Origin of the sequence: Caballeronia sp. SEWSISQ10-4 2, from assembly GCF_030464885.1 — a bacterium.
In the GTDB taxonomy this organism is placed as follows: domain Bacteria; phylum Pseudomonadota; class Gammaproteobacteria; order Burkholderiales; family Burkholderiaceae; genus Caballeronia.
This window is the reverse complement of the sequence record NZ_JALPRJ010000010.1, coordinates 144,735-166,938: the sequence shown is the minus strand read 5'-3', so window position 1 is coordinate 166,938 and position 22,204 is coordinate 144,735. Positions and strand designations below refer to the sequence as shown.

Annotated in this window: 20 protein-coding genes and 1 pseudogene; 9 read left to right on the top strand and 12 right to left on the bottom strand. The window is 60.9% G+C overall.

All coding sequences use genetic code 11. The features are described 5' to 3' along the window. Nucleotides 1-127 precede the first annotated feature (127 nt). The 3 genes from hrcA (at nucleotide 128) to M0D69_RS09515 (ending at nucleotide 2,821) form a co-directional block, all read left to right on the top strand. Complete coding sequence (gene hrcA, locus M0D69_RS09525; protein WP_301781770.1) at nucleotides 128-1,144, top strand: heat-inducible transcriptional repressor HrcA; 1,017 nt, start codon at nucleotides 128-130, stop codon at nucleotides 1,142-1,144. A gap of 190 nt (nucleotides 1,145-1,334) precedes the next feature. Then, nucleotides 1,335-2,402: a ferrochelatase gene (hemH, locus tag M0D69_RS09520; RefSeq protein WP_301781769.1), complete on the top strand. Its 1,068-nt coding sequence runs from the start codon at nucleotides 1,335-1,337 to the stop codon at nucleotides 2,400-2,402. A gap of 11 nt (nucleotides 2,403-2,413) precedes the next feature. After that, nucleotides 2,414-2,821, top strand: coding sequence for an RNA-binding S4 domain-containing protein (locus M0D69_RS09515; RefSeq protein WP_301781768.1), 408 nt, complete (start codon nucleotides 2,414-2,416; stop codon nucleotides 2,819-2,821). Here M0D69_RS09515 and M0D69_RS09510 read toward each other — a convergent pair. Then, the gene (locus M0D69_RS09510; RefSeq protein ID WP_166681130.1) at nucleotides 2,793-2,954 is read right to left on the bottom strand and encodes a hypothetical protein; all 162 of its coding nucleotides are present in this window, start codon (nucleotides 2,952-2,954) and stop codon (nucleotides 2,793-2,795) included. The genes M0D69_RS09515 and M0D69_RS09510 overlap by 29 nt on opposite strands. A 272-nt stretch (nucleotides 2,955-3,226) precedes the next feature. Further along, a complete protein-coding gene (locus M0D69_RS09505) occupies nucleotides 3,227-3,421 on the bottom strand; it encodes a hypothetical protein (protein WP_301781767.1) in 195 nt (64 codons plus the stop codon). Between M0D69_RS09505 and grpE the strand changes: the two genes are divergently transcribed. The 5 genes and pseudogenes from grpE (at nucleotide 3,411) to pabB (ending at nucleotide 9,648) form a co-directional block, all read left to right on the top strand. Next, a complete protein-coding gene (grpE, locus tag M0D69_RS09500) occupies nucleotides 3,411-3,992 on the top strand; it encodes a nucleotide exchange factor GrpE (protein ID WP_301781766.1) in 582 nt (193 codons plus the stop codon). The two genes, M0D69_RS09505 and grpE, sit on opposite strands and share 11 nt — an antisense overlap. A gap of 34 nt (nucleotides 3,993-4,026) precedes the next feature. Then, a pseudogene (locus tag M0D69_RS09495) lies at nucleotides 4,027-4,167 on the top strand (thioredoxin); the annotation flags it as partial. Nucleotides 4,168-4,419: 252 nt separating this feature from the next. Continuing rightward, entirely contained in the window at nucleotides 4,420-6,375 is a 1,956-nt protein-coding gene (gene dnaK, locus M0D69_RS09490; RefSeq protein ID WP_301781765.1) for a molecular chaperone DnaK, read from the top strand. A 332-nt stretch (nucleotides 6,376-6,707) separates the two neighbouring features. Then, complete coding sequence (dnaJ, locus tag M0D69_RS09485; RefSeq protein WP_301781764.1) at nucleotides 6,708-7,850, top strand: molecular chaperone DnaJ; 1,143 nt, start codon at nucleotides 6,708-6,710, stop codon at nucleotides 7,848-7,850. A 10-nt stretch (nucleotides 7,851-7,860) separates the two neighbouring features. Further along, nucleotides 7,861-9,648 carry an aminodeoxychorismate synthase component I gene (gene pabB, locus M0D69_RS09480; RefSeq protein WP_301781763.1) on the top strand — a complete coding sequence of 596 codons (1,788 nt, stop codon included), beginning with the start codon at nucleotides 7,861-7,863 and terminating at the stop codon, nucleotides 9,646-9,648. Nucleotides 9,649-9,748: 100 nt separating this feature from the next. Here the strand turns inward: pabB and panB are convergent, their stop codons facing one another. The 6 genes from panB to hda form a co-directional block, all read right to left on the bottom strand. Further along, nucleotides 9,749-10,564, bottom strand: coding sequence for a 3-methyl-2-oxobutanoate hydroxymethyltransferase (gene panB, locus M0D69_RS09475; RefSeq protein ID WP_301781762.1), 816 nt, complete (start codon nucleotides 10,562-10,564; stop codon nucleotides 9,749-9,751). A gap of 58 nt (nucleotides 10,565-10,622) precedes the next feature. Then, the gene (locus M0D69_RS09470; RefSeq protein WP_301781761.1) at nucleotides 10,623-11,330 is read right to left on the bottom strand and encodes a deoxynucleoside kinase; all 708 of its coding nucleotides are present in this window, start codon (nucleotides 11,328-11,330) and stop codon (nucleotides 10,623-10,625) included. A 35-nt stretch (nucleotides 11,331-11,365) separates the two neighbouring features. Further along, complete coding sequence (folK, locus tag M0D69_RS09465; protein ID WP_301781760.1) at nucleotides 11,366-11,893, bottom strand: 2-amino-4-hydroxy-6-hydroxymethyldihydropteridine diphosphokinase; 528 nt, start codon at nucleotides 11,891-11,893, stop codon at nucleotides 11,366-11,368. Between the two features lie 70 nt (nucleotides 11,894-11,963). Beyond that, entirely contained in the window at nucleotides 11,964-13,568 is a 1,605-nt protein-coding gene (gene pcnB, locus M0D69_RS09460) for a polynucleotide adenylyltransferase PcnB (RefSeq protein WP_301781759.1), read from the bottom strand. Continuing rightward, a complete protein-coding gene (locus M0D69_RS09455; RefSeq protein WP_301781758.1) occupies nucleotides 13,561-14,247 on the bottom strand; it encodes an HAD family phosphatase in 687 nt (228 codons plus the stop codon). The genes pcnB and M0D69_RS09455 overlap by 8 nt, the downstream gene beginning before the upstream one ends. An 87-nt stretch (nucleotides 14,248-14,334) precedes the next feature. Continuing rightward, nucleotides 14,335-15,060: a DnaA regulatory inactivator Hda gene (gene hda / locus M0D69_RS09450; RefSeq protein ID WP_200908715.1), complete on the bottom strand. Its 726-nt coding sequence runs from the start codon at nucleotides 15,058-15,060 to the stop codon at nucleotides 14,335-14,337. 232 nt (nucleotides 15,061-15,292) lie between these two features. Between hda and purM the strand changes: the two genes are divergently transcribed. Continuing rightward, entirely contained in the window at nucleotides 15,293-16,348 is a 1,056-nt protein-coding gene (purM, locus tag M0D69_RS09445) for a phosphoribosylformylglycinamidine cyclo-ligase (protein ID WP_301781757.1), read from the top strand. A 297-nt stretch (nucleotides 16,349-16,645) separates the two neighbouring features. On the opposite strand, the gene M0D69_RS09440 is transcribed toward purM, so the two are convergent. From M0D69_RS09440 to thiL, 4 genes are all read right to left on the bottom strand, one after another. Beyond that, a complete protein-coding gene (locus M0D69_RS09440; protein WP_301781756.1) occupies nucleotides 16,646-19,951 on the bottom strand; it encodes a DEAD/DEAH box helicase in 3,306 nt (1,101 codons plus the stop codon). A gap of 72 nt (nucleotides 19,952-20,023) precedes the next feature. Continuing rightward, a complete protein-coding gene (locus M0D69_RS09435; protein WP_301781755.1) occupies nucleotides 20,024-20,524 on the bottom strand; it encodes a CinA family protein in 501 nt (166 codons plus the stop codon). Between the two features lie 54 nt (nucleotides 20,525-20,578). Continuing rightward, on the bottom strand, nucleotides 20,579-21,115 hold the full coding sequence (locus M0D69_RS09430; protein ID WP_301781754.1) for a phosphatidylglycerophosphatase A: 537 nt from the start codon (nucleotides 21,113-21,115) through the stop codon (nucleotides 20,579-20,581). Next, the gene (thiL, locus tag M0D69_RS09425; protein ID WP_301781780.1) at nucleotides 21,105-22,148 is read right to left on the bottom strand and encodes a thiamine-phosphate kinase; all 1,044 of its coding nucleotides are present in this window, start codon (nucleotides 22,146-22,148) and stop codon (nucleotides 21,105-21,107) included. Before thiL ends, M0D69_RS09430 begins: the two co-directional genes overlap by 11 nt. Nucleotides 22,149-22,204: the final 56 nt, after the last annotated feature.

Below are 22,204 nucleotides of genomic sequence, written 5' to 3'. Positions count from 1 at the left end.
CGTCTCCTTACCTCCCCGGCCTGAAGTCCGGGGTTTCACGGAGACCCTGATGACAAAATAACGTCAGCGGTCGTCGCAATAGTCGCTGCGCTCGCTGTCTCCTTACACGTTGAGCTAAAATTTCCCCATGCTAGACCCACGTGCCCAGACCCTCCTCAAGACGCTGATCGAGCGATATATCGCCGAAGGTCAGCCTGTCGGCTCCCGCACGCTGTCGCGTTATTCGGGACTCGAGCTCAGCCCGGCCACCATCCGCAACGTGCTGTCGGATCTGGAGGACCTCGGGCTGGTGGTGAGTCCGCATACGTCGGCGGGGCGGATTCCCACGCCACGGGGCTACCGACTGTTCGTGGACACCATGCTCACCGTCGAAACCACCGACGACGAAGCAATGACCTCCGCCGTCAAGATCAAGCTGCAAGGCGGCGAGCCGGCGAAGATCGTGGCCGCCGCCGCGAGCGTGCTGTCGAACCTGTCGCAGTTCGCGGGCGTCATTCTCACGCCGCGCCGCAGCCACATGTTCAAGCAGATCGAGTTCATGCGCCTGTCCGACAAGCGCATCCTGCTGATCATCGTGACGCCGGAAGGCGACGTGCAGAACCGCATCATGGCGACCCAGCGCGACTATTCGCCGTCGCAGCTCACCGAGGCGTCCAACTACATCAACGCGAATTTTGCCGGTTTGTCCTTCAACGAAGTACGCCGCCGACTGCGCGAGGAAATTGACGCGTTGCGCGGTGACATGACCTCGCTCATGCAGGCAGCGGTGGCCGCGAGTGTCGACGAAACGGATCAAGGCGACACCCTGCTGATTTCCGGCGAACGCAACCTGCTGGAAGTAGCGGATCTTTCCTCCGACATGGCGCGGCTGCGCAAGCTTTTCGATGTGTTCGACCAAAAGACGAGTCTCCTTCAATTACTCGACGTATCGAGCCACGCGCAAGGCGTGCAGATTTTTATCGGCGGCGAGTCGAATCTCGTGCCGATCGAGGAAATGAGCGTGGTTACGGCGCCCTATGAAGTGAACGGGAAGATCGTGGGCACGCTGGGGGTGATCGGGCCCACTCGGATGGCATACAACCGCGTGATTCCCATTGTCGATATCACCGCGCGCCTGTTGTCCCTCTCGCTCAGTCAGCAGTAAGTCTTAATCAGCCGCAATCAAGCCGGCCGCCGGGCGGGGGGCAACAAGCCTGCAAAAAGTCCACGAACCCCCGGCAGACAACCCATCTTGCCCTGTCCACCACTAGGCCGTCCGGCCGATGTTGCGTTCCGAAACGCGCCGCTATAATGGGTTTCACTTACCTACGCGGGCTTCACGGACCCTTTCCTTTATGCGCTACGACCTCGAGTTGCCTTCGCAGCCCTCCGCTTCGCATCGCGTTGCCGTGCTGCTGATCAATCTCGGCACGCCGGACGCGCCCACGCCGAAAGCCGTGCGCAAATACCTTGCGCAGTTCCTGTCGGACCCGCGCGTGGTGGAGATTCCGGCGCTCGCGTGGCAAGTGATTCTGCGGCTCGCGATCCTGCCGTTTCGCGGCCGCGCATCCGCTAAGAAATACGCCCAGGTATGGCTGCCCGAAGGCTCGCCGCTACGGGTCTATACGGAAAAGCAGGTCGAGGGTTTGAGGCGCCTGTTCGTGGTGAACGACTATCACGTGATAGTGGACTACGCGATGCGCTACGGCACGCCCGGCATTCCGGCCATGATGAACCAACTCAAGCTGGAAGGCGCCGAGCGTGTGCTGCTCGTGCCTATGTATCCGCAATACTCGTCGTCAACCACGGCCACCGCTTTCGACGATGCATTTAACGCCCTGCGGCGCGTGCGCAATCAGCCGGAGCTGCGCACCATCCGCCATTACGCCGACCATCCGGCCTATATTGGCGCGCTGGCCGAGCAGGTGCGGGACTATTGGCGGCAGCATGGCCAGCCCGACTTCGCATCGGGCGACCGGCTGGTGCTGAGCTTTCACGGCGTGCCCAAGCGCACCATGGATCTCGGCGATCCATATCACGATCAGTGTCAGCAGACAGGTTCGTTGCTCATGGCGGCGCTTGGGCTGTCACCGGTCGAATGCCGGGTGACGTTTCAATCGCGTTTTGGCCGGGCCGAATGGCTGCAGCCTTATACCGCGCCCTCGCTCGCCGAACTTGGCGCTGCGGGCGTGAAGCGGGTGGACGTGTTCTGCCCGGGTTTTACGTCGGATTGCCTGGAAACCATCGAGGAAATTGGCATTGAAGTGCGTGATGAATTCCTGCACGCCGGCGGCAAGGAGTTCCACCGGATTCCGTGTTTGAACGCATCGCCGGCCTGGATCAAGGCGCTGGGCGAAATTGTCGCGCAACACCTGCAAGGCTGGCCGGTGCAGGCGCCACAGGCGCTGAGCGCAGCCGCATAGACCATACGTTAATGAACTACCAGATCTCGACCGATTCCAGCGCGCGCCTTCGTATCGATAAATGGCTGTGGGCGGCGCGCTTTTTCAAAACGCGCTCAATGGCGAGCGACGCGGTTGAGAAAGGCCGCGTGCGAATTGGCGGTGCGAACGTAAAGCCGTCGAAGGATGTGCGTGTCGGCGATCTCTTGGAGATCGAGATTGAACACGTGCTTTGGCAAGTGAATGTGCTGGGAATCTGCGAAGTGCGCGGTCCGGCACCGATCGCGCAGACGCTCTACGCGGAAACTGACGCAGGACGGGAAAAACGCGTGGCTGAAAGTGAGCGGAGGAAGACGTATCGCGAGCCGGCGGCCGCATTGCAGGGTCGCCCGACCAAGCGCGACCGACGGATTATCGACAAACTTTCAGGTTCGGACTGAAAAAATGTTCCATGGTGGCCGAAACGCCGCCGTACTCGGTCGTGTGGTCGTTCACCGCGCCGGACATGCAGATGGTCGTGGTGCCGCCAACGAGTACCAATGCGACGATCGCAATGGCAAAGGTCAGTTTCATGGGCACCCCCTGTGACAACACAACGGATCAAAAAACAGGCGCTAGAGCTGACTTGAAGCGAGCTTTAGCGATTAACAAGCGTGAAAATAGGGCATTCGTAAGATTAGGGTTAACTAGTGCTTCCGAAGACATGTTCGAAGTGTAGGCGAGCAAGTCGCTCGGCTCAATCTGAATCTGATGACATGCTTAAAATGGTTGTAACCGCCCGTTTCCAGAGCTTAGAAATGGCCCCGGAAAGCACCTGCAACCCCTTGAAAACGCTCATGTGAGCCTCAAATGCGATTCTCAGGACGGCCACAGGGCGTCCCTCGCTTTACTCGCGCTGTCAGCGGTTGCGGCAGTTGTGTTTTTGCAACGTTGAGTTCGCGGTTATCATCGGCAGCTTTTTGATGGGCCGAAACCGCAACGTTGCTTCCGATTTCATCCGTTTTCACCCATAGCAAAATCTCAAGCGACATGGAAAACACGCAAGATAACTCCGCGAGCCAGAACCCCACGCCCGCCGACGAAACCACGGCGGCTCAAACCATTCAGCGGCCTGACGCGCCGGACGGGACTTCCGCACCGGAAACCGTAGACGCAAACGAAACCGAAGCATTGCTGGCCGAAGCGCAAGCACGGGCGACGTCGTTGCAGGAAGAGTTCTTGCGCGCGAAAGCCGAGACGGAGAATGTGCGGCGCCGGGCGCAGGAAGATGTGCAGAAGGCGCACAAATTCGCGATCGAAAACTTCGCAGAGAACCTGCTGCCGGTGCTCGACAGCCTGGAAGCCGCGCTGACGCATTCATCCACCGACCTGGCAAAAGTGCGCGAAGGCGTTGAACTGACATTGCGCCAACTGACCGCCGCGCTCGAAAAGGGCCGCGTGGTCGAGGTGAATCCGGTTGGCGAGAAGTTCGATCCGCACCGCCATCAGGCCATTTCGATGGTGCCGGCCGAGCAGGACGCCAATACGGTCGTGTCGGTGCTGCAAAAGGGCTATGTGATCGCGGACCGCGTTTTGCGTCCGGCGCTGGTCACTGTCGCGGCACCTAAATAACGTCGAGCAACGTATTCGCGAAACCGCTGCTGTCATGGCCAATATCCCCGTCGACGCCACCGCCTTTGCCGCTTTCGACATGCAGGAATTGAGCGCTGAGACGTTCGATGCCGGCCTCGAGTCGGCGGCAGACGACTTGGCCGTCGTTTTTTTCTGGGGTTTCGAGTGCTTCAACTCCGCGGTTGGCGCCGCCCGCGAGAAAATCCGGGCGCTCGAAGCGAAGGCATGAGCCGGTTTCGCGGAAAAAGTTTCAAATCGGCTGAAAAAAAGCGGGATCGCGTCAGTTTTTGGTCTTGAAAACCATGCGAACGCTCTTATTTGGCGTACAGGGTTAAATTTTGGGCGTCCGGCTAGCCGATTCGACCGTAAAGCACGTCGAAAACGCAAAAACGGACCCGCTGCAATCAAAGTCAGGAGAGTGATAAAAATGGGCAGAATCATTGGTATCGATCTGGGCACGACGAACTCGTGCGTGGCGATCATGGAAGGCAATACGGTCAAAGTGATCGAAAACGCGGAAGGTACGCGCACCACGCCGTCGATCATTGCTTACGTTGACGACAACGAAATCCTCGTCGGCGCACCGGCGAAGCGCCAGTCGGTCACGAACCCGAAGAACACGCTGTACGCAGTCAAACGGCTGATTGGCCGCCGTTTCGACGAAAAAGAAGTGCAAAAGGACATCGCCCTGATGCCCTACAAGATCGTGCGCGCCGACAACGGCGACGCCTGGGTTGAAGCCCGCGATCAAAAACTGGCACCGCCGCAAATCTCGGCTGAAGTGCTGCGCAAGATGAAGAAGACCGCTGAAGACTATCTTGGCGAAGAAGTAACGGAAGCCGTGATCACGGTTCCGGCGTACTTCAACGACAGCCAGCGTCAGGCTACGAAAGACGCGGGCCGTATCGCTGGTCTGGACGTGAAGCGGATCATCAACGAACCGACCGCAGCCGCACTCGCGTTTGGTCTCGACAAGAACGAAAAGGGCGACCGCAAGATTGCGGTGTACGACCTGGGCGGCGGCACGTTCGACGTATCGATCATCGAGATCGCGGACGTTGACGGCGAGAAGCAGTTCGAAGTGCTCTCCACGAACGGCGACACGTTCCTCGGCGGTGAAGATTTTGACCAGCGCATCATTGAATACATCATCGCCGAGTTCAAGAAGGATCAAGGCGTCGATCTGTCGAAGGACGTGCTCGCGCTGCAACGCCTGAAGGAAGCGGCGGAAAAGGCGAAGATCGAGTTGTCGTCGGCCGCTCAGACCGAAATCAACCTGCCGTACATCACGGCGGACGCGTCGGGTCCGAAGCACTTGAACCTGAAAATTACGCGTGCGAAGCTGGAGTCGCTGGTCGAAGACCTGATCGAGCGCACGATGGAACCGTGCCGTATCGCTATTAAAGATGCAGGCGTGAAGGTCGGCGAAATCGACGACATCATTCTGGTCGGCGGTATGACGCGTATGCCGAAGGTGCAGGAAAAGGTTAAGGAATTCTTCGGCAAGGAACCGCGCCGCGACGTGAACCCGGATGAAGCCGTGGCGGTTGGCGCTGCGATTCAAGGCCAGGTTCTGTCGGGGGATCGCAAGGACGTGTTGCTGCTGGACGTGACGCCGTTGTCGCTGGGTATTGAAACCCTCGGCGGCGTGATGACGAAGATGATCAACAAGAACACGACCATCCCGACGAAGCACGCACAGGTTTACTCGACCGCCGACGACAACCAGAGCGCCGTGACGATCAAGGTGTTCCAGGGCGAGCGCGAGATGGCAGCGGGCAACAAGCTGCTGGGCGAATTCAACCTTGAAGGCATTCCGCCGGCAGCACGCGGCACGCCGCAGATCGAAGTGAGCTTCGACATCGACGCGAACGGCATTCTCCACGTCGGCGCGAAGGACAAGGCGACCGGCAAGGAAAACAAGATCGTCATCAAGGCGAACTCGGGTCTGTCGGACGCCGAGATCGACAAGATGGTGAAGGACGCCGAAGCGAACGCCGAGGAAGATCACCGTCTGCGTGAACTGGCTGACTCGCGCAATCAGGGCGACGCGCTGGTGCACAGCACGAAGAAGGCCGTGGCTGAATACGGCGACAAGGTCGAAGCGGCTGAGAAGGAAAAGATCGAAGCGGCGTTGAAGGACCTGGAAGAAGCGTTGAAGAGCAGCACGGCTGACAAGGCTTCGATCGACGCAAAGATCGAAACGTTGGCAACGGCGTCGCAGAAACTCGGCGAAAAGATGTACGCCGACATGGCTGCAGCACAAGGTGCAGCCGGCGCGGCAGGTGCAGCGGGCGCAGCAGGCGGCTCGGGTGCGCAGGCAGCACCGGAGCAGCACGACGATGTCGTCGATGCCGACTTCAAGGAAGTGAAGAAGGACTGAGTCGATTGAACCGCATCAGCGATTCGTCGATGAAGCAACCGGTCCCGTGCAGCTTCGGCTTTGCACGGGACCGCGACGAAAGACGTCTTGCGAGAAGTTGAGCGTATGGACGAAGAACGCGCCTGGCGAGCCAAATGGCTTCCCGGGCACGTTGTTTTTTAGAGGGCGCTGCGCTTTGTACGGGTTGATTACGTGCCGGTCACTTATTGATCGCGCGAATCACGCATGAAGGCCAGGCGTCGACGAACCACATGAGTCGCGAGACTCCAGGCATCCAAGAGGGAGCCGTCGGGCTTGATCAGTTTGATCGGGCGCGGTGGCGCTGAACCGATATGGCGAAACGGGATTACTACGAGGTTATGGGCGTCGCGAAGAACGCGAGCGACGACGAAATCAAGAAGGCTTATCGCAAGCTTGCGATGAAGCATCACCCCGACCGCAATCCGGATAACAAGGATTCGGAAGCGCATTTCAAGGAGGTCAAAGAGGCCTACGAAATGCTCTCGGATCCGCAAAAGCGAGCAGCCTACGATCAGTACGGGCATGCAGGCGTCGATCCGAACATGGCCGGTGCAGGTCAGCAGGGTTTTGGCGGTTTCGCCGATGCGTTCGGCGATATTTTCGGCGACATCTTCGGCCAGGCGGCCGGCGGTGGCGCGGCGGGCGCTCGCGGGCGCGCGGGTCCGCAGGTTTATCGTGGCGCGGATTTGCGCTACAGCATGGAAATTTCGCTCGAGCAAGCAGCGCATGGCTACGACACGCAAATTCGCGTGCCGAGCTGGGTGAATTGCGAGATCTGCAAAGGCTCGGGCGCGAAGCCCGGCACGAAGCCGGAAACCTGTCCGACGTGTCAGGGACAAGGCACCGTGCGGATGTCACAGGGCTTTTTCAGCATCCAGCAAACCTGCCCGAAGTGTCATGGCACCGGCACCCATATTCCTGAGCCGTGCGGTCATTGCCACGGCGCCGGCAAGGTGAAGGAAACGAAGACGCTGGAGGTGAAGATTCCGGCAGGTATCGACGACGGCATGCGGATTCGCTCGTCGGGCAACGGCGAGCCGGGGATCAACGGCGGTCCTAGCGGTGACTTGTACGTCGAGATTCACATCAAGCAGCACTCGGTGTTCGAGCGCGACGGAGATGATCTTCATTGCCAGATGCCGATTCCGTTCACCACGGCGGCGCTTGGCGGCGAAATTGAAGTGCCCACGCTGGCTGGCCGCGCAAGTTTCACCGTGCCGGAAGGCACGCAGTCGAGCAAGACGTTCCGGCTGCGTAGCAAGGGTATCAAGGGATTGCGCTCGAGCATCGCGGGAGACCTCTATGTGCATGTACAGGTCGAAACGCCGGTCAAGCTCACTGAGCAGCAACGCGATCTGCTCAAGCAATTCGAACGGTCGCTGACGGAAGGCGGTGCGCGTCACAGTCCGCAAAGCAAGAGCTGGTTTGATCGAGTGAAGAGTTTCTTCGATTGAGGCAATAATCATGCAGCAACGCAGCGAGGTTTTCGCGCTGCTAGACGATTGCGACTCGACCGCCGAAAGGCGGTCGAGTCGCCTGTACGCCAGCTTCGTTCACGAACGGTCGTGTCACGACGCAGCCCAGCTCGATGAAGTTTGCGCGAGCGTCCAGCAAGACCTGCGCGACGGATTACACGCCGTCGTTGTCGCGGACTATGAATTTGGCCGCAATCTTCAGTTAGCGCAGCCCGGCCATGCCGCGCTGCGCTTTTTGTTGTTCCGCGAATGCACGTCGTTATCGCGTGAAGAAGCCGAGGGCTGGCTTGCCGCGCGTGATAGCGGACTGGCCGATCAGCCGTCGGTGGCGGGTGTGGCCAACATCGAGTCGAGCGTGACGCGCGATGCGTTCGAGCAGGCCATCGCGGGCGTTCAGGAAGCGTTGCAAGCCGGCGATTCCTATCAGATCAACTACACGTTCCGTCTTGCCTTCGATGTCTTCGGCTCCGCAGCGGGGCTGTATCGAAGGCTGCGGGAGCGGCAACCGGTTCGTTATGGCGCGCTGATCGCGTTGCCCGATGGCCGCGACGTGCTGTCGTGCTCACCCGAGTTGTTCATCCAGCGTGAAGGCGACGTGCTGCGCGCGCGGCCGATGAAGGGCACCGCACCGCGCAGCGCGGACCCCGAGTGGCTGCGACTCGATCCGAAGAATCGCGCGGAAAACGTGATGATCGTGGACTTGCTGCGCAACGACATGTCGCGCGTTGCCGTCACGGGAAGTGTGAAGGTGCCGCACTTGTTTTCTGTCGAGGCGTACAAGTCGGTGTGGCAGATGACATCGACGGTGGAAGCACGGTTGCGTCCCAACACTTCCTTCGCCGATATCCTCCGGGCACTGTTGCCGTGCGGCTCGATCACGGGCGCGCCGAAGCACAAGACGATGCAATTAATCGATGCGCTCGAAAGCACGCCGCGCGGCATTTATACGGGCGCGATCGGCTGGCTGGATAAGAGCCGGGACTTCTGTTTGTCCGTGCCGATTCGCACGCTGGAACTGCAGCACGGCAGAGGCAAGATGGGTATTGGCGCGGGCATTGTGCTGGATAGCATTGCCGCCGATGAATTCGAGGAGTGCCTATTGAAGGCAAAATTTCTGACCGGTTCCGATCCCGGTTTCCAGCTCTTCGAGACGACTTTTGCGACGCGGGAAGAAGGCGTTCGCCATGCAGACAGGCATCTTGCAAGGTTGGCTGCCAGTGCCGAATGGTGCGGTTTTCCGCTTGATCGGGCGAAGCTGCAGGAGCTTATTGACGAGACCTGTGCGGGTTTTGAGGCGAAGGCGGGTTATCGGTTGCGGATCGCGTTGAGCAAGAGTGGTGAGATTGCTGTGACGAGCGCGCCGCTCGTGCCGTTGGCACATTCGACGGTGGACGTCTTGCTGGCATCGGAACATGGTTTTGCGGTCAGGTCGGCGGACGATCCGTTGTTACGCCACAAGACGACGTTTCGTGAGGATTACGATCGTGCGTGGCGCGAGGCCGAATCGCAAGGCGCGTTCGATATGCTGTTTTTCAACGAGCGCGGAGAGCTCACGGAAGGCGGGCGATCGAACGTGTTTGTCAGACTCGATGGCCGTTGGAGCACACCGCCGCTCGACGCCGGATTGTTGCCGGGCGTGATGCGCGGTGTGTTGATCGAAGAACTGGACGCTGAGGAGCGCACGCTGACGCGAGAAGATCTGCGCCGCGCGACCTCGCTGATGATCTGCAATGCGCTGCGTGGTGCGGTACCGGCGCGGCTCAAGCAGATGAGCTAAGCAGAAACGACGCTCCGATCTTCGCCAAAGCGCGAAAAGCGGCTTCAGCGAAGACGGACGCGAACAAGAGGCTGCCTCCGACAGAACAGCCAAAAACCCCTTAAAACGTATGCTCCGGCCCGGGAAAACTCTTCTCCCGAACGGCGCGGACATATGCCTCGACGGCGGCAAAAATACTCGGCTGCCCCTGCATAAAGTCTTTAACGAACCTCGGCCGCTTGCCGGGAAAAATCCCCAGCATGTCGTGCAGCACCAGCACCTGCCCGGAACAATCGATCCCGGCTCCGATGCCAATCGTCGGGATAACCAACTGCTCCGTCACTTCACGAGCCAGCAGCGTAGGCACGGCCTCGATCACCAGCAATTGCGCGCCGGCATCTTGAAACGCCAAAGCATCGCGTCGCATCTGCTCGGCGCCGGCATCGGTTTTCCCTTGCACCTTGAACCCGCCAAACGCGTGCACCGATTGCGGCGTCAACCCGACATGACCACAAACGGGGATCGCTCGTTCAACGAGAAACCGGACCGTATCGGCGACCCATTCACCGCCTTCGATCTTCACCATCTGCGCACCGGCACGCATCAACTGCACGGCGTTCGCATAGGTTTCCTCGCGCGAGCTGACCGTACCAAACGGCATATCGGCGACAACCAGCGCGTTCTTGTTGCCTCGCGCAACCGCAGCGGTGTGGTACGCAATATCGGCAAGAGTCACGGGCAACGTCGTGCCATGTCCTTGCAGCACGTTGCCAAGCGAATCGCCAATCAACATCACATCTACGCCGGCACGATCCAGCAACGCGGAAAAACTCGCGTCGTAACACGTGAGCATCGTGATTTTTTCGCCGGCTTCGCGCATCGTCCGGAGCTTCGGGACGGTGATCGCGGTGCGGCTGGTTTCCTGCAAATACGCCATGGCAATTTCCACATCGACTAGATAAGAGACGGCGCGCCGGCGCGCAAGCCGGACGGACTTAAAGCGACGTGCCTTTGACAAAGAATTCCTTGCGCCCACGCATGGTTTCAATCCGGTCTACCAGCAGCGCCAGATCGGCGTCCGATTCCAGCGGATTCAGATGCTCGGCGTTCACCGTCAACAGCGGCGTCGCGTCGTAGTGATAGAAGAAATCATTGTAGGCGTCGCAGAGGGCGCGCAAGTACGCGTCGGGGATCTGCAGTTCCATTGGCAGCGCGCGCTTTTGAATGCGTGCGAACAGCACCTCGGGACTGGCCTGCAAATACACGACCAGATCGGGCGCGGGCGCTGAGGTATCGATGCGCTTGGCGATTTCCCGGAACAGTTCGAATTCGTCGTCGGGGAGCGTAAGACGCGCAAACAGCGCGGTTTTTTCGGTGATGAAATCGGTGATGAGCGGCGCGCTTGCGCCTTGCCCGAGATGCCCAGGTGCGCCAAAAAGCGCCGTCACGATTTCCTGAGTTTGCTGCGCACGCTGCAACGCGAACTGCAATTGCGTAGGCAGCGCGTAACGCGTGTTGTCGCGATAAAACCGCTCGATAAATTGATTTTCCTGCGGGCGCTCGAAGAGGGTGCGCATCGACCAGCGTTCTGCCAGCAGCCGCGCCAGCGTGGTCTTGCCCACGCCAATGGGCCCTTCTATCGCGATATACCGATGCGGCGGGCGCAACTGCGGCGCGGTGACGGTGAGGGGCGTGATGCTCATGGACTATTCACCTTTCAGGCTTCGCGGGGCGAAATTCAGGCTTCGCGACGCGAAGTACAGCGAGAAGCGAACAGCGGACACTGATGCGTCGCTACTTTTTCAATACGTTGATCCTGGACCGAAGCAAGAAATGCATCGGCGCGGCCGCGTTGCGCGATGACTACATCGTGATCAAGTTCGACCAGCGGCACGAGGGTAAACGCACGCTCGGTGAGACGCGGATGCGGTACGACGAGATCGGTTTCCTCGATGCAGGAATCGCCATACAGGAGGATGTCGATATCGAGCGTACGCGGCGCGTTTCTATACGGCCGCTCGCGCCCGAAATGGCTTTCTATGGTGTGGCACAGCTGCAGCAACTGGCGTGCGGGCAGCGTGGTATCGATCTTGACGACGCAATTGAAGTAGTCGTCGCCACCGGCGTCGATGGGCGCGGTGCGATAGAGGCTCGATTTCGCGAGCACGGTGATCGTGTGTTGCTGGGCAAGACACACCACTGTGTCTTTCAGGGTCTGGCGCGCGTCACCAAGGTTTGCGCCCAGGCCCAGATAAGCTACCGTCATGGCATGAATCCTACGACTGTCGTTTGGCGTTACACGACTCAAACGCGTTGGCTAGAACGCGCGGTCCGTGTCAATCGTCGCGCTGGCCACCGCTTTCGTCGCCATACCGCGCGTCACGTACGTCACGCTCTTCGCGATTGTCGCGAGCTGACCCTTCTTCCACGGTGCTCACGCCGCCCTCCATTCCGTCACCCGGCCTGCGGCTTTTGGCGTTGCTGCTACGCCGCCGTCGTTTCTTGGGCGCCCGGTCCTTCCCGCCTTGCGAAAGCAGTGACTCTCGCGCGGCAGCGTCCCCTTCGATGAAATCCGTCCACCACTGACCAACCGATGCATCCAGTTCGCCGGATTCACATCGCAGCAGGAGGAAATCATAACCCGCTCTAAACCTTTGGTGTTCCAGCAGCTTCATCGCGGTTCTGCCAGAGCGTTTTTCGAGCCGATGTTGCAGGCCCCAAATCTCCCGCATATCCGATGAAAAGCGCTTGTGGATAGCGAGCTTTTCGGTCTGCATGTCGAGCACGTCGTCCATCGCGCGATGCAACGCGGGCACGGGGAATTCACCGGCCAGCGTGTATTGCTGCCAGCGCGTCTGCATGTCGTTCCAGAGCAGCGTGGCGAACAGGAAGCCCGGCGATACACCCTTGCCGGCGCGCACGCGTTCGTCGGTATTGGTCAGCGCGAGCGTGATGAATTTCTCGCCGTGCGGCGATTCGAAAATCACGTCGAGCAGCGGCAATACGCCGTGATGCAAACCTTCCGCGCGCAGCCGCGTCAGGCACGCGAGCGCGTGACCTGAGAGCAGCAGCTTGAGCATTTCATCGAAGAGACGGGCTGCGGGGACGTTGCTGATCAGATCGGCGAGTTCCGCGATTGGTGCGCGTGTGGCCGGCTCGATCTCGAAGCCGAGCTTCGCGGCGAAACGCACGACGCGCAGCATCCGCACCGGATCTTCACGATATCGCGTGGCGGGGTCTCCGATCATGCGCAGCAAACGCGCGCGGATGTCGGCCATGCCGTCGTGGTAATCCAGCACGGTTTGCGTGGCCGGATCGTAATACATGGCGTTGATAGTGAAGTCGCGGCGAGTGGCGTCTTCATGCTGCTCGCCCCAGACGTTGTCGCGCAGCACCCGGCCGCTTGCATCCACGGCATGTGTGCGGGTGTCCATCTCGCCGCGTCTCAGGCGCGGAGGCGGCGGGGACGGCGGCGCGTCGGCGGGGGTATCGACGAGCGCGCGGAACGTCGATGTCTCGATGATGTCCTGCCCGAACTGCACGTGCACGATCTGGAACCGCCGGCCGATGATGCGCGCGCGGCGGAACAGCTTCTGCACCTGATCGGGCGTGGCGTCCGTTGCAACGTCGAAATCTTTTGGCGCCACGTTCAGCAGCAGGTCGCGCACTGCGCCGCCCACGATAAACGCACGATGCCCGCCTTGCTGCAGACCGTCGGTGACGCGAATCGCGTTCTTCGAAATCAGCGCAGGATCGATGCCATGCACATCCGCCGACAGGATCACCGGCACGTTGGGATCACGCTTCACTACAGCCGGCGCGGCCTTCTTGCGCGTGCTCTTGCGGGCGGGTTTTACATCGTCGGAGAGCGGGGCGGTAGCCGGGGCGTCTTCTTTGGCGCTTTCCTGGCCGAACAGCTTGCGGATGAGTTTTTTAATCACGTGGGGAGAAGATTTCCAGGATGCGCCAGCCGCGGGCTTGCGCATGCGCGCGCAAGGTGTCGTCGGGATTGGTCGCGATCGGGTCGGTGACTTTCTCGAGAAGAGGAATGTCGTTGTGCGAGTCGCTGTAGAAATAGCTGTGTTCGAAGTCGCTGAGGCTTTTGCCCATCGACGCGAGCCACGCCTCGGTGCGCACGATCTTGCCCTCGCGGTAGCTCGGCGTTCCCGTCGCGCGGCCGGTCAGGTCGCCGTTTGGCACATTGTCGACCGTTTCGACCTCGCACGCGATCAGCGCATCAATACCGAACGCCCGGCCGATCGGCGCCGTGATGAACGCGTTCGTGGCGGTGACGAGACAGCATAGATCGCCGGCTTGCTGGTGCTTGCGCACGAGTTCGAGGGCAGCCGGCGCGATGACCGGCGTGATGATCTCGCGCATGAATTGCGCGTGCCAGTCGTCCAGTCGGGCGCGCGGATGCTTGGCGAGCGGCGAAAGCTGGGCGGTCAGGTACGCGTGGATATCGAGCGTGCCAGCTTTGTAATCTTCGTAGAACGCGTCGTTTTGCTTGGCGAACTTTTCGGCGTCGACAATGCCGAGCTGCGCCATGAAGCGACCCCATTCGTGGTCGCTATCCGTCGGGATGAGGGTGTGATCGAGGTCAAAAAGGGCTAGGTTCATGGGAGCGCATTTTACTTGAAGCGGGTGGAAGCGGTCGCTGGCTGCTCGCGGCGGGTTGATGGGCTTAAAAAGAGGCTTAAAAAGAGGCTAGAAAAGCCCGGGCTGGGGACGAGGTGCATCGTCTTCCTTTGCGGCGAGCATCGTGCGTAATAACGGCAGCGTCACGGCGCGCTTTTGTTCCAGCGAAAAGCGGTCGAGTTCATCGAGCAAAGTCATCAGGCTTGGCATATCGCGGCGAAAATGCGTGAGCAGATAGGCAGGGACGTCGTCGGCGAGGGCAATGCCGCGTTCGCGCGCCGCGTGTTTCAGCGCGCCGGCCTTGCTTTCGTCGGAGAGCGGGGTGAGCTGGAACACCAGTCCCCAGCCGAGGCGCGTACGCAGATCTTCTCTCACCGATAAACCCAGCGGCGCCACATTGCCCGTTGCCACCAGCGCGCTTGCCGGATGCGCGCGCACCTCGTTGAAGAGGTTGAAGAGCGCGATTTGCTGCGCACCGGACAGCCGCTCGCAGTCGTCGATGGCGTAAATGCTTGCCGTGGGGTCGAAGGTGAACGCGGCCAGCGGCGCTTGCGGACTCAGGAAACGCGCGCGGCCGTTCGCTTCGTGCACCACCGCCTGCAGCAGATGGCTGCGGCCGCTGCCTGCTTCGCCCCAGACGTAGAATGTCCGGTCGGCCACGGGGCCGGCTGCGAGCGCACCTTCGAGTTCACGCAGACGCGTCACCAGTTCATGGTTGCCGGCGGCGAAAAAGTTATCGAAGGTGGCGAGCGGCGGCGTGCCGAGATCGAGCGTCAGTTGGCGTTGCACGGGCAATCGGTTCCGTCAGGGCGTGTCTTGAAAAGCGGCGCGCTCAGGGCGCCTATGCCGGGTTTTTGCCGTGGCGAAAGGCGTTGAGCGCAGGGTCGAGTTTCCGGCCGGATGGGCGCGAGTCTCGAAAAGGGTTTGGAGCGCTCTTTCGGAGTCAGGGTCGCGAACTGCGAGAAATCCGGCCGGGCGGCTGGCATCGGTTAAAATCTCATTTTACCGACCTTCTCGCCGATCCCCCATGAATCAACCGAAATCCGCCCCAGACGCCCAAGGTTTGTCCTATCGCGACGCGGGCGTGGACATCGACGCCGGCGACGCGCTTGTCGACCGGATCAAGCCCTTTGCCAAAAAAACCATGCGTGACGGCGTGTTGGGGGGAATCGGTGGATTCGGCGCGCTGTTTGAAGTGCCTAAGCGATACAAAGAGCCCGTGCTGGTATCCGGCACTGACGGCGTGGGCACGAAACTGCGCCTCGCTTTCCAATTGAACAAGCACGACACGGTCGGCCAGGATCTGGTCGCCATGAGCGTCAACGACATTCTCGTGCAAGGCGCCGAGCCGCTGTTTTTCCTCGATTATTTCGCTTGCGGCAAGCTGGACGTGGATACGGCTGCGACCGTCGTGCAGGGCATCGCGCAGGGATGCGAGTTGGCCGGGTGCGCGTTGATTGGCGGCGAAACCGCTGAGATGCCGGGCATGTATCCCGATGGTGAGTACGATCTGGCCGGCTTTGCGGTGGGCGCAGTTGAGAAGAGCAAGATTATCGATGGCTCGACCATTCAACCCGGCGATGTCGTTTTGGGCCTTGCCTCTTCGGGTATCCATTCGAATGGATATTCGCTGGTGCGGAAGATTATCGAGCGCGCGCAGCCTGATTTGAACGCCGATTTCGATGGCCGTTCGCTCGCCGATGCGTTGATGGCGCCTACGCATATTTATGTGAAGCCGCTGTTGTCGCTGATGTCGCAGATGGCTGTGAAGGGCATGGCGCATATCACCGGCGGTGGACTGGTTGAGAACATTCCGCGGGTTCTACGCGATGGCCTGACGGTCGAACTGGATCATAAGGCGTGGCCGTTGCCACCGTTGTTCTCGTGGCTGCAGAAGCATGGCGGTGTTGCTGATGCAGAGATGCATCGGGTCTTTAACTGCGGAATCGGGATGGTCGTTGTGGTTGCTGCTGCGGACGCTGAAGCCGCGATGGGGCTTTTGTCGGCGGCTGGTGAGCAGCTTTGGTCTATTGGTGTGGTGAGGGATTCGCTTCCCGGCGAGGCGCAGACTGTAGTGGTTTGAGTTTTCGTTCGCACTTGGGGGGGCGGGTGGTCGGAGTCGATGCCGGGTTGCTGCTGCTCAGGCTTGCGGTCGTTATATGTTGGATGTTTTCTTTATCACTATTGGCCACTGTGCGTGGCTGCACTTCATTTCTTTTTCCGACACGACGGCGAAAGTGGCTAATAGTGATAAAAAAATCGGGGACACCCTCAAAAAATTAGCTAACCCACGCAGACCACTAAGGCCGAAAGCACCAACCCGGCATAGACCCCGACCACTAACGCAAGCACCCCAACCCCGAACCCCAAGCGCCAGCGATCAAACCACTGGCATTGGCGCCAGCAACGCCTCAATATCCTCGGCAGAAAACTTCGCGGCTCCGGCTTTGTCCTCACGCAAAATACTATCGGCGAGAGCGGCCTTGCGGTCCTGCATCGCGACAATGCGCTCTTCAATACTCCCCGCTACGATCAGCTTATAAACAAACACGGGCTTCAATTGCCCTATCCGATGCGCCCGGTCCGTCGCCTGATTCTCAGCCGCCGGGTTCCACCAAGGGTCGTAGTGAATCACGGTGTCGGCGGCAGTCAGATTCAAGCCCACGCCGCCCGCCTTCAGACTGATCAGGAACAGCGGCACCTCACCGTCCTGGAAACGCGTTACAGGCGTAACCCGATCAGTGGTATCTCCAGTCAACGTGACATACGGAAGCCCGGCTTTATCGAGCGCGGCGGCAATAATCGCCAGCATCCCGGTAAACTGCGAAAACAGCAGCACCCGACGCCCTTCCTCAAGCAGCTCCGGCAACATATCGAGTAATAAATCGAGCTTCGCCGATTCCTCGACACGCCCAGCACGCGTCAGCTTTACCAACGCAGGATCGCAGCAAACCTGCCGCAACTTCAGCAGCGCCTCGAGCACGACAATATGGCTGCGTGCCAAACCCTGGTCCGCCACCGCCATGCGCACTTTTTCCTGCATCGCGATCCGCACCGTCTCGTACAAATCACGCTGCGCACCCTCGAGCGCGACCGTCCGCACGATCGTCGTTTTCTGCGGCAATTCCTTCGCGACTTCGTCCTTTCTTCGACGCAACATGAACGGCCGAATCCGCCGCACAAGCAGATCGCGCCGCACGGGATCGTCGTATTTTTCAATCGGCGTGCGCCAGCGTTTCGTGAAGTCTTTCTGCGAACCCAGGAAACCGGGCAGCAGGAAGTCGAACTGTGCCCACAACTCGCCAAGGTGATTTTCCAGCGGCGTACCCGTCAGACACAACCGATGCCGTGCGCGTAAATCGCGAATACCCTTCGCTGCCTTGGTCGCGACGTTCTTCACAATCTGCGCTTCATCGAGGATCAACAGGTGGTACTCGTGCAGCGACAACATCGCCTGATCGCGCCACAGCAGCGGGTACGTGGTCAACACGAGATCGTGCTCGCCGATCTGATCGAAACGTTCCTTGCGTTGCGGGCCATGCAGATCCAGCACCCGAAGCGCAGGCGCAAACTTGCGCGCTTCCTCTCGCCAGTTGTGAATCAGTGTGGTGGGCAGCACGACCAGCGCCGGCCGGTCGAGGCGTCCCGACTCCTTTTCGACCAGAATGTGCGCCAGCGCTTGCACGGTCTTGCCAAGGCCCATGTCATCGGCGAGAACACCCGACAGATTGCGCTCGCGCAAATACTGCATCCAGTTGAGCCCTTCGCGCTGATATACGCGAAGCTCCGCGTGCAGGCCGTGCGGCACGGGCACTTCGCGCAGCCCCGGCCCTTCCTGCAAACGCTGCGCCAGCTCGCGAATGGAAACATCGCCGTGAAACTGCCAGCGGCCTGTGTCGCTGAGTGCTTCCAGCCGCCCGGCGTCCTGTTCGGAAACGCGCAGCGGATGCGAACCGATGGTATCGAAGAGATCGATCAGTACTCGCACCACCGGCTTGATCCGTGCCGCGCGCACCCGTAGCCGCTCGCCGAGATCGGTCTTGAGTTCGATGCCCTCGTCATCAGGTATCGAATCGATGGCACCCGCCAGCCAGCGCCGGTCGCGCTGAAACAGGTCGGCCAGAAGCGGTTCGAGCCGAACGCTCCGCTCGCCTACGACAATGCCAAGCTCCAGGTCGAACCAGCCGTCAGTCGCCTGACGCGCGGTGCCCTGGATGTCGTCGATCTCGATGAAATCGAAGCGGAATTCCGGCGACATGCTCACGCGCCAGCCATCCTCGCGCAACGCGGGCAACGCGTCGTTGGTGAACGAGGCCCAGGCAGCGGGCGCAGGCAAGCCGATCACGCCGTTCGGAATGGGCTTGGGGCCATAGCGCTGATGCGAGGGGATCTGGCGGAAGCCGAGATCGTAAAGCGAGGCGAGGTAACGTGCTTCCACGTCGTGGCGGCGATTCACCTGAACCATTTCGCCGGACGCAGCGCGCATGACCGTGGTAGCGCGCGCGGGGTCGATGCTGAAGCCGTCGTAATCGAAACTCACCAGGGCGAAATCGAGCACGTTGGCGGCCGTGCGCTCGTCGCGTGGCCGCCAACTGCCGTTGACGGGCCGTGTATCGAGGACGAGCACTGGCACCGGCTCGGTATCGACGACATGCAGATTCAGCGTTTCCTGCTCCGGCGGCGGGGGCAAGTCGGACGCAACTTCGCGCAGCATCGCGCTGACAAGCGGTGCTTCAGCAAGCGAGATAGGCGGCATCGACAAATAGTCGGCCAGTTGCCGCGCGGGTTGCGGCATATCCACGACGCCCGCTTCACGCGTTTCCGCATCGGCGAACCAGAGCGGTTCGGTGGGAATGATCAACGTGGCTGCGGGCTCGGTTTGCAGCACGGGCCGCACGCGGTCGTCCAGATCCGGCGTCCACTCGATACGTCCCGGCCGCGTCGCGCCTTCGCGTAGTGGCCGGCGGGGCTCCGCGATGTCCTGGGAGGTGTGCATGGCGCTGAAGAGCCGACCCGTTGCCATCATTCGGTGCAGCAGGTCCGCGCCTTCTTCGCCGTGCAGCCCAAAACCGCCGAAATCGTTGCGGGTGCGTCCAATCACGAGCGCTCGCACGATCGTCATGTCTTCGTCGCTGACAAACTTTGGCTGCTTGACGAGCGCGGCGTCCAGATTGGTCCACGGCCGGTCGAGCGTCTGGAACGAACCGTCCGGACTGAGCCGTACTTTATGCAACGCGACCTCGGCGGTGCGCATGACGCGCGACGCGCCCAAAACATAAACAAGCCCGAGCGCGCCATTCGCCTCACCGGGCTTTTTTGCGGAGGCGTTGCGAGTGGATGCAAAGCGCGAGCGGAATCCTTCAAGCCAGCCCGCCACCTCGGGACGCACGGCTTCGGACTCTCGCGGTCTGTCCGAGGCGCTCGCGAGCAACACGGCGGCGGCGTGCTTGCAGCCGAATCCGACCGGGCACGAACAATGGCCTTGCGCGGACAGCGAGCCGTGGTGGTCGTGAAACATTACCTCGACGGTATAGGGCTGGCGTTGCGTCCCTTGAACATTGGCGCGCAGTACGTCTTCGTCCCAGTGCAGACGCGTCACTTCGTCCACATATGTACGCGCCTTGGCCACGGTATGCGAGCCGAGCCATTTAATGATTTGAGCCGTGTCGTACGCAAACGCCGGCATCAGCAAACCCGTCCGTGCATGGCCGTTCCCGTCTCAGCCTGTGTTGCCGCCATCCGCTTGATCACCGTCTACTCACCGTTCCCTTCGTTCCAGTAGTTCCAGCAAACCGCGTAACGCATGCGCGGCCGCCTGGATACGAATCTGCTCGCGATCGCCCTTGAATTGCTGAGTTTCGACCGCCGTGTGCAAGCGGTTGCTCCATGCAAACGACACCATGCCGACGGGCTTGGTTTCCGTGCCGCCGCCGGGTCCGGCCACGCCAGTAATAGACAGCGATACCTGTGCCCGGCTATTTCTCAACGCGCCTTCGGCCATTGCCTTGGCAACGGGTTCACTCACCGCGCCATGGCGCTCGATCATGTCGGCCGGCACGCCGATCATCTCGGTCTTCGCCAGATTCGAATAGGTGACGAAACCGCGCTCGAACCACGCGCTGCTGCCGGAAATATCGGTCATGGCGGCGGCGACCAGACCGCCGGTGCAGGACTCTGCGGTCGCGAGCATCAGCCGCTCGTCGCGCAGTTTGTTGCCGGCACGGATAGCGAGCTGGTGGACGACTTTATCGGTGGCCATGGCGGAGACTCGGTTGGGGGCGCTCGAAGATGTGAGACTGGACTAGCCGGGGCATCAGATCGTCATGCGCCACAGCGCGATCACGAGCAACGTGAAGAACGCAGCGGCGATATCGTCGAACATGATGCCGAAACCGCCCTTCAACTGGCGGTCGAAATAACGGATGGGCGGGGGTTTCACCATGTCGAAGAAACGGAACACGATGAACGCCCATAACTGCCCGGTGAACGTGGCCGGCGTGACGAACAGCAACACCAGCCAGAAGGCAATGATCTCGTCCCACACTACCGGCGACGGATCGGCAATGCCCATTTTCTTCGCCGTGAAACCGCAGAACCAGCAGCCGGTCACGAAGCCGACGGTGATCAGCACGGCCCATTCGGCGACCGTCAGGTGCGGGTTGAACACCACGAACGATACCCACGCGAACAAGGTGCCGACGGTGCCCGGCGCGATCGGCGACAAGCCGCTGCCGAAGCCCAGCGACAGGATATGCAGCGGGTGCGACAGCATGAAGCGCGCGCTCGTCCGGCGCGGGGGCTTGGGTGGCGGTGTGTCGTCGAGTGTGTCGATGGTCGGATCAGTCTGCATGAAAGTGGTCGAAGCCCGTCTCGAGGAAAGAAACCGGACCGGTGTTGTCGCGCCAGTCGATGGCCGGCAGGTCGTTGAGCGTGCCAGGCGGAGCCAATGACGCGGGAGCCAATGAAGCGGCCAGACCCTCGATTGTACCGATGCGCGTCAGCAAAACTTTCTGAGCCTTCCCGATCCGGTCGATTTTGGCGCGGGCGCTCGCGGGCGCGGTGAAGCAGAGTTCGTAGTCGTCCCCGCCGGCCAGGATGCTGCGCACCTGCGCGGCCAAGGGCAGGGCGGCGATTACGCCGGAGCGCGGCACCTGATCGATATTCACCGTCGCGCGGACCTTCGAGCGTTTCAATATATGGAGCAAGTCACCCGCGAGACCGTCCGACAGATCGAGCGCGGCATGCGCGATCCCCCGCAACGCGATGCCGAGCGCGACGCGCGGTTCCGGCTGCTCGAGCGCCTTGATTGCGATGGCTTCGTCGGCGGGGTTGTTCATCGACCATTCGCCGCGACGGATGCCCAGCCCGGCGCGCGCACCGCCGAGCACGCCGGATACCCAGATGTCGTCGCCGGGACGCGCGGCATCGCGTCGCAGTGCACGAGCCGCCGGGACGTCGCCGAACACGGTGATGCTGATGCTCACGTGCGGTCCACCGGTCGTATCGCCGCCGATCAGCTCGCAGCCGTGTTGCTTCGCGATATGGAAAAGGCCTTCGCTGAAGTCTTCGAGCCAGCTTTCATCGGCTTTCGGCATCGACAGCGCGAGGGTGAACGCGCGCGGTTTCGCACCCATCGCGGCGAGGTCCGACAGGTTCACGGCCAGCGCCTTGTAACCGAGCGCCCACGGTGAGACATCGGGGAAAAAATGGCGGCCCGACACCAGCATGTCGGTGGAAATCGCCAGGTGCTCGCCGCGCTTCGGAGCGAGCAGCGCGCAATCGTCGCCGATACCGAGCGTCGCCTTCGGTCCATGCTCCGTTGCCGGAAACGCGGCGGCGGGCTGGGAAAAATATCGTTCGATCAGGGAAAACTCTGAGAGCATCGGCGGTCCGGCAATGTCGAGGGAGAGTTGGGGACGATGCGCGCCTGTTGACGCGC